General features: G+C 74.4%; 14 protein-coding genes. 4 read left to right on the forward strand and 10 right to left on the reverse strand.

Annotated features, from left to right (window positions below; genetic code table 11):
- Nucleotides 1-56 precede the first annotated feature (56 nt).
- The 5 genes from KKR89_RS08195 to KKR89_RS08215 form a co-directional block, all read right to left on the reverse strand.
- Nucleotides 57-839: an IclR family transcriptional regulator gene (locus KKR89_RS08195; protein WP_208194915.1), complete on the reverse strand. Its 783-nt coding sequence runs from the start codon at nucleotides 837-839 to the stop codon at nucleotides 57-59.
- Between the two features lie 48 nt (nucleotides 840-887).
- Nucleotides 888-1763 carry a KPN_02809 family neutral zinc metallopeptidase gene (gene ypfJ, locus KKR89_RS08200; RefSeq protein ID WP_208194916.1) on the reverse strand — a complete coding sequence of 292 codons (876 nt, stop codon included), beginning with the start codon at nucleotides 1761-1763 and terminating at the stop codon, nucleotides 888-890.
- Nucleotides 1764-1837: 74 nt separating this feature from the next.
- On the reverse strand, nucleotides 1838-2473 hold the full coding sequence (locus KKR89_RS08205; protein ID WP_208194917.1) for an energy-coupling factor transporter transmembrane component T family protein: 636 nt from the start codon (nucleotides 2471-2473) through the stop codon (nucleotides 1838-1840).
- Nucleotides 2470-3231: an energy-coupling factor ABC transporter ATP-binding protein gene (locus KKR89_RS08210; RefSeq protein WP_208194918.1), complete on the reverse strand. Its 762-nt coding sequence runs from the start codon at nucleotides 3229-3231 to the stop codon at nucleotides 2470-2472. Before KKR89_RS08210 ends, KKR89_RS08205 begins: the two co-directional genes overlap by 4 nt.
- A 5-nt stretch (nucleotides 3232-3236) precedes the next feature.
- Complete coding sequence (locus KKR89_RS08215; RefSeq protein WP_208194919.1) at nucleotides 3237-3902, reverse strand: biotin transporter BioY; 666 nt, start codon at nucleotides 3900-3902, stop codon at nucleotides 3237-3239.
- 139 nt (nucleotides 3903-4041) lie between these two features.
- Between KKR89_RS08215 and abc-f the strand changes: the two genes are divergently transcribed.
- The gene (gene abc-f / locus KKR89_RS08220; RefSeq protein ID WP_208194920.1) at nucleotides 4042-5640 is read left to right on the forward strand and encodes a ribosomal protection-like ABC-F family protein; all 1599 of its coding nucleotides are present in this window, start codon (nucleotides 4042-4044) and stop codon (nucleotides 5638-5640) included.
- Here the strand turns inward: abc-f and KKR89_RS08225 are convergent.
- The 3 genes from KKR89_RS08225 to KKR89_RS08235 are packed head-to-tail and all read right to left on the reverse strand — an operon-like array spanning nucleotide 5613 to nucleotide 7128.
- A complete protein-coding gene (locus KKR89_RS08225) occupies nucleotides 5613-6548 on the reverse strand; it encodes an SURF1 family cytochrome oxidase biogenesis protein (protein ID WP_208194921.1) in 936 nt (311 codons plus the stop codon). The genes abc-f and KKR89_RS08225 overlap by 28 nt on opposite strands.
- On the reverse strand, nucleotides 6545-6796 hold the full coding sequence (locus KKR89_RS08230; RefSeq protein WP_208194922.1) for a hypothetical protein: 252 nt from the start codon (nucleotides 6794-6796) through the stop codon (nucleotides 6545-6547). The genes KKR89_RS08225 and KKR89_RS08230 overlap by 4 nt, the downstream gene beginning before the upstream one ends.
- Nucleotides 6793-7128 (reverse strand): DUF3099 domain-containing protein, encoded by a 336-nt coding sequence (locus KKR89_RS08235; RefSeq protein WP_251141074.1) that lies wholly within the window; start codon nucleotides 7126-7128, stop codon nucleotides 6793-6795. The genes KKR89_RS08230 and KKR89_RS08235 overlap by 4 nt, the downstream gene beginning before the upstream one ends.
- A gap of 145 nt (nucleotides 7129-7273) precedes the next feature.
- Between KKR89_RS08235 and fabG the strand changes: the two genes are divergently transcribed.
- The 3 genes from fabG (at nucleotide 7274) to KKR89_RS08250 (ending at nucleotide 9490) form a co-directional block, all read left to right on the forward strand.
- Nucleotides 7274-8026: a 3-oxoacyl-ACP reductase FabG gene (fabG, locus tag KKR89_RS08240; RefSeq protein WP_208194923.1), complete on the forward strand. Its 753-nt coding sequence runs from the start codon at nucleotides 7274-7276 to the stop codon at nucleotides 8024-8026.
- 62 nt (nucleotides 8027-8088) lie between these two features.
- Nucleotides 8089-8856: an enoyl-ACP reductase FabI gene (gene fabI, locus KKR89_RS08245; protein WP_208194924.1), complete on the forward strand. Its 768-nt coding sequence runs from the start codon at nucleotides 8089-8091 to the stop codon at nucleotides 8854-8856.
- 112 nt (nucleotides 8857-8968) lie between these two features.
- On the forward strand, nucleotides 8969-9490 hold the full coding sequence (locus tag KKR89_RS08250) for a SixA phosphatase family protein (protein WP_208194925.1): 522 nt from the start codon (nucleotides 8969-8971) through the stop codon (nucleotides 9488-9490).
- Between the two features lie 55 nt (nucleotides 9491-9545).
- Here the strand turns inward: KKR89_RS08250 and serB are convergent, their stop codons facing one another.
- Both serB and KKR89_RS08260 read right to left on the reverse strand, forming a co-directional pair.
- The gene (serB, locus tag KKR89_RS08255; protein ID WP_208194926.1) at nucleotides 9546-10196 is read right to left on the reverse strand and encodes a phosphoserine phosphatase SerB; all 651 of its coding nucleotides are present in this window, start codon (nucleotides 10194-10196) and stop codon (nucleotides 9546-9548) included.
- Nucleotides 10197-10299: 103 nt separating this feature from the next.
- Nucleotides 10300-11541 (reverse strand): glucose-1-phosphate adenylyltransferase, encoded by a 1242-nt coding sequence (locus KKR89_RS08260; protein WP_208194927.1) that lies wholly within the window; start codon nucleotides 11539-11541, stop codon nucleotides 10300-10302.
- Between the last annotated feature and the right edge of the window lie 26 nt (nucleotides 11542-11567).

An 11567-nucleotide genomic window follows, 5' to 3' on the forward strand; every position in this document is an offset into this window, starting at 1 on the left:
GTCTGCGGAACAAGCATGCCATGGCGGTGTGCCCGGGCCCCACGGGGACGGGCGCGTCAGACGTGGAGCGCGAGCCCCGTGGGCAGCAGCGGCGTCGCGACGGCGACCACGCGCTCGTGCAGCGTCGTCATGCGCTCGGGAGTCATGCGGTCCGCCGGGGCGGTGACGCTGAGCGCTGCCACGGGACGCCCGCCGCGCAGCAGCGGCACCGCGAGGCACGCGATGCCGGGCTCGTTCTCCTGGACCTCCGTCGCGTAGCCGCGCGACCGGGCCGCCTCCAGCTCGGTGGCCAGAGCGGTGGCCGTGATCCGTCCGGCCGGGCGGACGGCGCTCGCGTACACGTCCAGGGCCGCCTCGGGCGTCGTGCCGAACGCGAGGAGCGCCCGGCCGAGCGCGGTCGTCGCCGCCCAGTTGCGCCGCCCGACGGCGGACCAGACCCGCACCGGACGGTCCGGCTCGACCTTGTCCAGGTAGACGACGTGGACGCCGTTGAGCACCCCGAGGTGCACGAGCTCGTTGGTCGCCGAGCACACGGCGACGAGCGCGCCGTGCAGGCGCGCGGGCAGGTCGTTCTCGGAGAAGTACCGGTCCGCGAGACCCACGCCTGCCGGCCCGAGGGAGTACCTGCCGGTCGTGGGGTCCTGCGAGACGTAGTCGCGGTGGCGCAGCGCGGCGAGCGAGCGGTGCACGGTCGTCTTGTGCACGCCGAGGCTCGCGGACAGGTCCGCGAGCGAGACCCCGCCCGGACCCGCGGACGCGACCGTCTCGAGCGTGCGCAGCGCACGGTCGACGCTCTCGACCGGCGACGTCGGCACGACGACCGGGGGATCGACCTCCACGGCACCACCCTACGGGTCGGCGGTCGAGGGACCGACGCCCAGGAGCGCTCAGAGGTCGGTGGCCGCGAAGGTGTCGCAGGCCGCGAGCGAGCCCTGCTCGTAACCGATGGTGAACCACTTCTGGCGCTGCTCGCTCGACCCGTGGGTCCAGGTGTCGGGGTCGACCCCGCCGCCGGACTGCTGCTGGATATGGTCGTCGCCCACCGAGGCGGCGGCGTCCAGCGCCTGCGCGAGCTCCCCGGCCGTGGGGGGTTCGAGGAACGTCACGCCCGGTCGGTCGGGATCCTCTCGCGTCGCTGCGTCGCCGGCCCACATGCCGGCGTAGCAGTCGGCCTGCAGCTCGATGCGCACGGAGTCCGACTCGGCGCCGCCCCCGCTGCGGTCGGCGGCGTCGAAGACGCCCGTGAGGTTCTGGATGTGGTGCCCGTACTCGTGCGCGTAGATGTACATCTCCGCCAGCGGCCCGCCTTGGGCGCCGAACTGCTGCTGGAGCACCTCGAAGAACGAGACGTCGAGGTAGATGCCCTGGTCGGGCGGGCAGTAGAACGGACCGGTGGACGACGAGGCCTGACCGCAGCCTGTCGAGATGCCTCCTGTGAACTCGTTGGCCGTCGGGGCCACGAACGACGTGCCGGCCGGGACCGTCGCCCCCCAGAACGCGTCCAGGGACTGCACTGTGGCGGAGAACCGGCACAGGGGATCGGTGTTCGCCTGCTCGACGGTGCACTCCTCGACCACACCGGTGGGCGCGCTCTGGCCGCCCTGCTGGCCGCCGTCCACCAACCCGGACATGTCCTGCCCGGTGAACAGGTAGATCGCCAGCGCGATGATCCCGATGAGACCGCCACCGCCCGCCACCGCCCGGCCGCCGCCGTGGCGCCTGACCCGCCCGCCCTCGAAGTTCCCGCCGTCGCTGAAAGTCACGGGCACACGGTAGTGCGGGCGGCCTGACCGCGCGCGGGCAGCGGGGACCCGTGCGGGTGGGCCCGCGGCGCCCCTCAGTCACCCAGGCCGCGGGCCGCCAGGGCGTCGCCCGTCGTGCGGGCGTGGCCGACCATGCGAACGGCCGCCGGGACGACGACGGCGCGCGGGTCACGGTCCAGCCCGCGGGCGCGGGCGGCGTCGCGCGCCTCGCCCATGACCTGGACCAGTACGGGGACGGTCCGCAGGAACAGCCCGACGGCGAGCACGACCGTCTCGGGAGGCAGTCCGACGTGCCGCAGCGGACGCGCGGCGCGCGCGACGACCGCGAGGAGGTCGTCGGCCCGGGTTGTGGCCGTCACGAGGGCCCCGGCCAGCACGAGCGTGAGGAGGTCGAGCGCGACCTCGGCGCCCAGCGCCGGTCCGCGCACCCACGTCTGGTAGCCACCGAGCACGGCCGCGGTCAGGAGCACGTGCAGCAGCCCACGCGTCGCACGATGCCACGGCACGCGCGCCACCGCTGTCACGAGGACCACGAGACCGAGACCCGCGGCCGCCACCGCCGGACCCGCCGGCAGGACGACGGCGACGCCCGTCACCGCGAGCAGCAGGAGCTTGACCGATGCGGGCAGGCGGTGGACGACGCTGGAGCCGGGATGGTGCAGCCCCAGGGGCCCCGCCCACGGAGCGCGCAGCGGGCGGCCGCGCGTCACGACGCCCCTGCGGCGCCGGGCCTGGCGCCGTGGACGGGAACGGTGGGCGGCGTGGCACCCATGAGCGTGCGGTAGTGCCCGAGGGCCGGTCCGGGGACGTCGTCGGCGACGACCCGGCCGGCGTCGACGACCAGCACCCGGTCCGCCCGCTCCGCCGCCTCGAGGTCGTGCGTCACGGCGACCACCTGCTGGGGGAGCGACGCCAGCAACGCGTCCACGTGCGTGCGCCAGCGCAGGTCGAGCAGCGTCGTGGGCTCGTCGCACACGAGCACGGTCGGCTCCGTCGCGAGGACCGCCGCCAGCGCGAGCAGCTGGCGCTGCCCGCCGGACAGCGCGTGCACGGAGACGTGCGCGCGGTCCGCCAGGCCGTACCGGGACAGCACCTCGAGGGCACGCACCTCGCGCTCGCGGGCGTCCGGCACCGCGCGCCGCAGGGACAGCGCGACGTCCTCGACGGGTGTCGGCATCACGATCTGCGCGTCGGGGTCGGTGAACACGAAGCCGACGTGGCGCCGCACCGCCGCACCGTCGGCGACGGTGTCGAGGCCGTCGACGCGCACGCGCCCCGCCGACGGCAGGACGAGCCCGTTGAGCAGGCGCGCGAGCGTCGACTTGCCGGACCCGTTGGCACCGACGACGGCGACGTGCCGTTCGGTCAGCCGCAGCGACACCGGGCCGAGGAGCCGCACGACGCGGTCGGGGCCGCCGGCCGGGTCGGGGGACCAGGCGGTGACCTCGGCGGCGTCGAGCTCGATCACGGCGGTCAGCGCCGGTCGCGGCGCAGGTCGGGGAACGCGCGGAGCACGGCGAGCGTGACCCCGGCCGCGAGCAGGTTCTTCACGACGTCGCCGGGCCAGTAGACGACGTCGATCGCGAGCGCCTCGCGGGCCGTGACGCCCAGGCGCGCCATGAGCCCGAGGACGCCCGCGGGGTGCGTCACGAGGAACGACGAGCCGAGCCCCGCCGCGACGAGCAGCGGGTAGCGCCACACCGGACGCGCCCGCAGCGCGAGACCGCCGAGCCACCCCGCGGCGGCCGCCGCGAGCGGGAACGCGAGCAGGTAGCCGACGGACGGCTTGCCGAGCACGCCGAGGCCGCCGGTCATCTCGGCGAAGACCGGGACGCCCGCGAGACCGACGACCAGGTACAGCGCGATCGCGAGGAACCCGCGGCGCGCCCCGAGCACGAGGCCCGCGACGACGACGCCGAACGTCTGCAGCGTGATCGGCACGCCGGACCCGGTCGGGATCGCCGGGACCAGTGCGCACGCGGCGACGAACGCCGCGAACGTCGCGACGAGCGCGACGTCCGTGCTGGTGCGCCGCGCGACCCGGGGAGCCGGCGGATGAGCGAGGAGGCCCGGCACCGCCGTGCCGGGTGCTGAGGTGTCCGTCCGGGTGGGGCTGTCGTCCGCGGGACTGGTGGGCATGCGGTGGCTCCCGGTGAGGATGAGGTGGAGGTCGGACGCCCGACCGCTCGCCACGCTAGCGGCTGGGTACGATGGTCGGCGTTTGTGCCGGGGGCCAGAACCCACCCGGTCTTCTCGTAGGAAACCGAGGAACACCCCTGTGATCACCGCTTCGGGCGTGGAGCTGCGCGTCGGCGCCCGCGTCCTGCTGGAACCGACGACCTTCCGGATCGCCTCCGGCGACCGCATCGGTCTCGTCGGCCGCAACGGTGCGGGCAAGACCACCCTGACCAAGACCCTGGCCGGGGAGACCCAGCCGACCGGCGGGACGATCTCGCGCAGCGGCGACGTGGGCTACCTGCCCCAGGACCCGAGCGCGGGCGACCTCACGCAGCTCGCGATGGACCGGGTGCTGGGCGCCCGCGGCCTCGACGCCGTCCTGGCGTCGATGCGCGAGACCGAGGTCGCCATGGCGTCGGCGGACGACGCGACGCGCGACAAGGCGATGGACCGCTACACGCGGCTCGAGGCGCGGTTCACCGCCGCCGGCGGGTACGCGGCCGAGAGCGAGGCGCACCGCATCACGGCAGCGCTCGGGCTCGACGACCGCGTCCTCGGGCAGAACCTCGGCACGCTGTCCGGTGGTCAGCGCCGCCGGGTCGAGCTCGCGCGCATCCTGTTCTCGGGAGCGGACACGCTGCTGCTCGACGAGCCGACCAACCACCTCGACGCCGACTCCATCGTGTGGCTGCGCGAGTACCTCAAGAGCTACCCGGGCGGGTTCGTCGTCATCAGCCACGACGTCGAGCTGCTGCGCGCGACCGTCAACAAGGTGTTCTACCTCGACGCGAACCGCTCGCAGCTCGACCTGTACAACCTGGGCTGGGACGCGTACATCCTGCAGCGCGAGACGGACGAGAAGCGCCGGCGCCGCGAGCGGGCCAACGCCGAGAAGAAGGCCGCGACGCTCATGGCGCAGGCCGACAAGATGCGCGCCAAGGCCACCAAGGCGGTCGCCGCGCAGAACATGGCCCGCCGTGCCGAGCGCATGCTGTCGGGCCTCGACGCGGTCCGCGCGTCGGACAAGGTGGCCCGGCTCCGGTTCCCCGACCCGGCACCGTGCGGGCGCACCCCCCTGACGGCGGAGGGGCTGTCGAAGTCGTACGGCTCGCAGGAGGTCTTCACGGACGTCTCGCTCGCGATCGACCGGGGGAGCAAGGTCGTCGTCCTGGGCCTCAACGGTGCCGGCAAGACGACGCTGCTGCGCATGCTCGGCGGTCTGCAGGAGCCCGACACCGGTGAGGTCAAGCCGGGTCACGGCCTCAAGCTCGGGTACTACGCGCAGGAGCACGAGACGCTCGACCTGGGCCGCACCGTCCTGGAGAACCTGCGCACCGCGGCACCCGACCTCACCGACACCCAGGTGCGGTCCGTCCTGGGCTCGTTCCTGTTCTCGGGGGACGACGCCGACAAGCCGGCGCGCGTGCTCTCGGGCGGTGAGAAGACCCGCCTTGCCCTGGCGACGCTCGTCGTGTCGAGCGCCAACGTGCTGCTGCTCGACGAGCCGACGAACAACCTCGACCCGGCCTCGCGCGAGGAGATCCTCGCCGCGCTGCGCGGCTACCAGGGCGCCGTCGTGCTCGTCAGCCACGACGAGGGCGCGGTCGCGGCCCTCGAGCCCGAGCGGGTCCTGCTGCTGCCGGACGGCGACGAGGACCTGTGGAGCGCCGACTACCTGGACCTCATCGCGCTGGCCTGAGCGGTGACGTCGCGCGCCTCGTGCGCGGCGATCTCGGCGTCCTCGTCGAGCTCGTCGCGCCCGCGCGCGCGGCGCGGCCGTGGCGGCCGCAGCGTGTCCGGCCCGTCGCCCACCCTGACCACGGACGTCCACTCGCGCCGCGCGGCCACGCCGAAGGCCGCGAGGGCACCGAGGGCGAAGACCCACCACTGGAACGCGTACGACAGGTGCGAGCCGGGGTCGGTGCTCGGGGCGGCCAGCGCGCCGAGCGGCTCGGCGGCGGCCGGCTGCTCGCGCACGAGCGCGCCGTAGGCCGCGTAGGGCTCGCCCTCGACGCCGCCCGCGGTGAGCACCTGGGCGGGCGCGATGGCCTGCACCTGCCGGGCCGGGGCGTCACGGCTGCTCGTGGCCTCGCCCGGGCGCAGCCGGACGGTGACCGTCACGTCGCCGCGCGGCGGCGCCGGCACGTCGACGTCGACGGACCCGTCCGCACCCGTGGGCACCCAGCCGCGGTCGACGACGAGCACACGTCCCGCGGCGACCGGGTCGCCGGCGTCGCGCGGCGCGGCGTCCGTCACCAGCAACGGCACGAGGGCGTGGTAGGCGGGGGTGCCGTCGACGGGCCGGTTGCGCAGCAGCACGGTCGCGTCGTCGAGGTACCGGCCGCTGACCTCGACCGAGCGCCACGCGTCGGTGTCGGGCAGCACGGCGTCGGGATCCGGGACGACGTCCGCGAGGTCGACGGGCGCCGCCGCGTAGTTCGCCTCGACGACGGCGATGGCGGCGTCGCGGTCGACGTGCCGCTGCCACTGCCACCGCCCGAGGAAGGTGCACGTCACCGCGACGACGACGGCCACGAGCACCAGCCCGACGGCCTGCCGCCGGGCCGCGGCGCGCAGGTCGGCGGCCGCGGGTCCTGCGGTGCTCACGGCTCGGCCCGGACCAGCTCGTCGACCCGGACCACGTCGCGCAGGAAGTCACGCACGCGCAGGTACTCCGACAGGTGCTCACGGTGCGCGTCGCACGCGAGCCAGACCTTGCGCCGCTCGGGGGTGTGCAGCTTCGGGTTGTTCCACAGGACGCCCCAGCCGGGGACGGCCCGGCAGCTGCGGGCGCTGCAGACGAGCTCGCCCACGGTGTCGGGGGTCGCGTCCGGGCCCGGGGTCGCGGCGGTCACCGGCCGTCCTCCAGCCCGTCGTGACGCGGGGCGGGGCCGATCTCGCGCGCCTCGAAGAACACGTCGGACGTGTCGCGCCGCTCGCGGCCGGCGTTGGCCAGCAGCACCGCGACGTAGGGCAGCACGGCGGCGGCGGTGATGAGCGTGAGCGACACGGCCACCGGGACGTGCGACCACAGCAGGCCCGCCGCGACGAAGCACACGACACGCACGCCCATCTGCCACAGGTAGCGGTGCTGACGGCGCGCGAGATCGTCTGCCAGGGGCTCGGGGGCCGACGTGATGCGGTGCACCTCCGGCTCGGCCCGCGCGGCGCGACGACGTGTGCTCACTCCCCGATGGTAGGCGCCGTGCGGGGCGGGGGCTGCTCGACGTGGTCGGACCCACACTTTGTGGGCCTCCCACAACGGGGGCGCCGCAACTCAGGACGGCGGGCACCCCGGTGCGACGCCCGGCCGTCGGCTAGCGTCGTGTCCCGTGCCTGCGACGACACCCGAGACCACGCCCGCCGACCCGACCGCCCGCGCCCCCCGGAGCGTGCTGGTGACCGGTGCCAACCGCGGCATCGGTCGTGCCATCGCGGAGCGCTTCGTCGCCGCGGGCGACCGCGTCGCCACGATCGTCCGGTCCGGCGGCGCCCCCGACGGCGTCCTCGAGGTCATCGGCGACGTGCGCGACACCGCCTCCGTCGACGCCGCGTTCACCCAGGTCGAGGCCGCGCACGGGCCGGTCGAGGTGCTGGTCGCGAACGCGGGCGTCACGCGCGACGGCCTGCTCATGCGCATGACGGACGAGGACTTCGCCGACGTCGTCGACGTGAACCTCACGGGTGCCTTCCGCGTGGTGCGGCGCGCGAGCAAGGGGATGATCCGGCTGCGACGCGGCCGCATCGTCCTCATCTCCTCCGTCGTCGGCATGTACGGCTCGCCCGGGCAGGTCAACTACGCGTCGTCCAAGGCGGCCCTGGTCGGCATGGCCCGCTCGGTGACGCGCGAGCTCGGTGGTCGTGGCATCACCGCGAACGTGGTCGCTCCCGGCTTCATCGACACCGACATGACCAAGGCTCTGCCCGAGGACCGGCAGCAGGCCTACCTCGGCTCCATCCCCGCCGGCCGCTTCGGTCACGCGGACGAGGTGGCCGCCGCCGTGCAGTTCCTCGCCTCCGACGGCGCCGCCTACGTCAGCGGCGCCGTGCTGCCCGTCGACGGCGGCCTCGGCATGGGGCACTGACCCACCCACCCCCCGCGCCGGCGCCCCGCGCCCGGCCCACCCGACCGAGAGGCACCTGGACCATGGCACTGCTCGAGGGCAAGACCCTGCTCGTCACCGGCGTCCTGACGGACAGCTCGATCGCGTTCCACGTCGCACGCCTGGCGCAGGAGCAGGGCGCGACCGTCGTGCTGACGTCCTTCGGACGTCAGCTGCGCCTCACGCAGGCGATCGCGCGGCGCCTGCCGCACGCGGCACCCGTCGTCGAGCTCGACGTCACGTCGGAGGACGACCTGGCGGCGCTCGCCGACCGCGTCCGTGAGCACACGGACCACCTCGACGGGGTCGTCCACTCCATCGGGTTCGCGCCGCAGTCCGTCATGGGGGGCAACTTCCTGGCGGGGCAGTGGGAGGACGTCGCGACCGCCGTCCACGTCAGCGCGTACTCGCTCAAGGCGCTCGCGGTGGCGTCCCAGCCGCTGCTCACGCGCGGCTCGAGCCTCGTCGGCCTCACGTTCGACGCACGCTACGCGTGGCCCGTCTACGACTGGATGGGCGTCGCGAAGGCGGCGTTCGAGTCCACCGCGCGGTATCTCGCGCGCGACCTCGGGCCGCAGGGGATCCGCGTCAACCTGGTCTCGGCCGGCCCGATCCGCACCACGGCGGCCAAGTCGATCCCCGGCTTCGAGGCCATGGAGGGCGGGTGGCCGGACCGCGCGCCGCTCGGGTGGGACGTGAGCGACCCCGAGCCGACGGCGCGCGCCGTCGCGGCCCTGCTGTCCGACTGGTTCCCCGCGACGACGGGCGAGATCGTCCACGTCGACGGCGGCGTGCACGCGATGGGTCTGTGACGCCCGTCGCGGCACGCGGGCGCGGCGCCCCGCCGGCGGACGTCGCGTTCGTCACGTCCGCCGGGGCCGTCGGGTGTACCTCGGCGGCGGTGCCGGGTGGCACCCTGGTGCGGTGACCCTGCACCGCCTCGTCCTCCTGCGGCACGCGAAGGCCGAGCCGGCCGGCGTGGTCGTCGACCACGAGCGCCCGCTCGCGCTGGTGGGCCGCCGACAGGCCTCGGCCGTCGGCGCCGCGCTCGCCGCAGCCGGTCTGGCACCCACGCACGTGCTCTGCTCCTCGGCGCTGCGCACGCGTCAGACGTGGGAGATCGCGCGGACGGCCCTCGTCGCCGCGGGCGCGACGGCCCCGGTCGTGTCCGTGACCGACGACCTGTACGACGCGTCGACGGGCGACCTCGCCGCGATCCTGCAGTCGCTGCCCGAGGAGGCCTCCACGGTCCTGGTCGTGGGGCACGAGCCGACGATGTCGCAGGCAGCCGGCGCGCTGGCGGGGGACGCGTCCGACGAGGCCGTGCTCGCGCGCGTGCGAGGCGGGGTGCCGACGGCGGCCTGGACCGTGCTGGAGGGCGACGGTGCCTGGGACCTCGTCGCTCCGGGCGCCCTGCGGCTCGTCCGCCTCGAGGTCCCGGCCTGAGGTCCCGCGGCCGGGCGACCGCCCGGCCGCAGCGCCGCCGAGCGGGCTGTGACGGTCAGTCGGCGAAGGGTGCGAGCGCCAGCACGGCGTCGAGCCGCCCCGCCACCGCGACGTCCGCGGCCTGCGCGACGACCGGCTTGGCGTTGAACGCGATCCCGGTGTCCGCCGCGGCGAGCATATCGAGGTCGTTGGCGCCGTCGCCGATCGCGACCGTCCGGCTCATGGGCAGCCCGAGCTCGAGCGCCCAGGCCGTGAGCGTGGCAGCCTTCGCGGCGCGGTCCACGACCGGGCCGTCGACACGCCCCGTCAGGTGCCCGTCGCGGACCTCCAGCCGGTTGGCGTGCACGCGCGTGATGCCGAGCCGCGCGGCCAGCGGGCGGGCGACCTCGACGAAGCCGCCGGACACCAGCCCCACGGGCCAGCCGCGGCCCTGCAGCTCGGCGACGAGCTCGACGGCACCGGGGGTCAGCTCCACCTCCGCGAGCACGTCCTCGAACACCGAGACGGGCAGGCCCGCGAGCGTCGCGACGCGCTCGCGCAGCGACTGCGCGAAGTCGATCTCGCCGCGCATCGCGCGCTCGGTGATCTGCGCGACGAGGGGGCGCGAGCCGGCGTGCCCCGCGAGCATCTCGACGACCTCGCCCGTGATGAGCGTCGAGTCGACGTCCATGACGACGAGCCGGGCAGCGGCCGTACGGGTGTCCACGCCCGCAGGCTAGCGGGCGTGGACGCGGGTCACGGCCGGTGTCCGCATGGCGTCCGGGCGCCACGGGACCGCCTCGCCCTGGCCGGACTGCGGCGTCCCGCCGTCAGTCGGTGATGATCGTGCCCTTCGGCACGACCGTGATGCCGCTGTCCGTCACGGTGAACCCGCGTGCACGGTCGTGATCGTGGTCCAGGCCGATACGGGCGCGCTCGGGGACGATGACGTTCTTGTCGAGGATCGCGTGGTGGATCTGCGCGTAGCGCTCGACCTGCACGCCGTCCATGAGCACGGAGTCCGTCACCTGCGCCCACGAGTGCAGCCGGATGCCCGGGGACAGGATCGACCCGGAGACGGTCGCGCCCGACACGACGACGCCCGGGGACACGATGGAGTCGGCCGCGTGTCCCAGGCGCCCGGCACCGGCGTGGACGAACTTGGCCGGCGGCAGGCCGGTGTACCCGGTGTGCAGGGGCCAGTCGTCGTTGTACAGGTTGAACACGGGCTCGATCGAGATCAGGTCCTGGTTCGCGTCGAAGTACGAGTCGAGCGTCCCCACGTCGCGCCAGTAGTCGCGGTCGCGGTCGGTGGATCCGGGCACGTCGTTGCGGATGAAGTCGTACACCCCCGCGGTGCCCCGCTCGACGAACCACGGCACGATGTCGCCGCCCATGTCGTGCCGGGAGTTGACGTCCTCGGCGTCGACGGTCACCGCCTTGACCAGCGCGTCGGCGTTCGCGACGTAGTTGCCCATCGACGCGAGGATCTCGAAGGGGGACCCCGGCACGGGCGTCGGGTCCGTCGGCTTCTCGCGGAACGCCGCGATGCGTGTCGGGTCGCCCGGCACGGTCTCGATGACACCGAACTGGTCGGCCATGTCGATCGGCTGCCGGATGCCGGCCACCGTCAGCTCGGCGCCCGACTCGATGTGCGAGTCCACCATCTGGGAGAAGTCCATGCGGTACACGTGGTCGGCGCCGACCACGACGACGATGTCGGGCCGCTCGTCGTCGATGATGTTGAGGCACTGGTAGATCGCGTCCGCGCTGCCCAGGTACCAGTGCTTGCCGACACGCTGCTGCGCGGGCACGGCCGCCACGTAGTTGCCCAGCAGCGCCGACATGCGCCACGTCTTCGACACGTGGCGGTCCAGCGAGTGGGACTTGTACTGGGTCAGCACGATCACGTGCAGGTAGTGCGAGTTGATGACGTTCGACAGGGCGAAGTCGACGAGCCGGTAGATGCCGCCGAAGGGCACGGCAGGCTTCGCACGGTGCGCGGTGAGCGGCATGAGGCGCTTGCCCTCCCCTCCGGCGAGGACGATGGCGAGGACACGCGGCGCTGGCATGGATCCAACCTAGGCCCGCGCAGGGC

It is taken from the genome of Cellulomonas dongxiuzhuiae (genome assembly GCF_018623035.1).
GTDB lineage: Bacteria > Actinomycetota > Actinomycetes > Actinomycetales > Cellulomonadaceae > Cellulomonas > Cellulomonas dongxiuzhuiae.

What these genes read in the sequence shown, in the direction of transcription:
- KKR89_RS08215 (WP_208194919.1), bottom strand. Translation starts at nt 3,902, where the DNA reads ATGCCCACCAGTCCCGCGGACGACAGCCCCACCCGGACGGACACCTCA.
- fabI (WP_208194924.1), top strand. Translation starts at nt 8,089, where the DNA reads ATGGCACTGCTCGAGGGCAAGACCCTGCTCGTCACCGGCGTCCTGACG.
- KKR89_RS08260 (WP_208194927.1), bottom strand. Translation starts at nt 11,541, where the DNA reads ATGCCAGCGCCGCGTGTCCTCGCCATCGTCCTCGCCGGAGGGGAGGGC.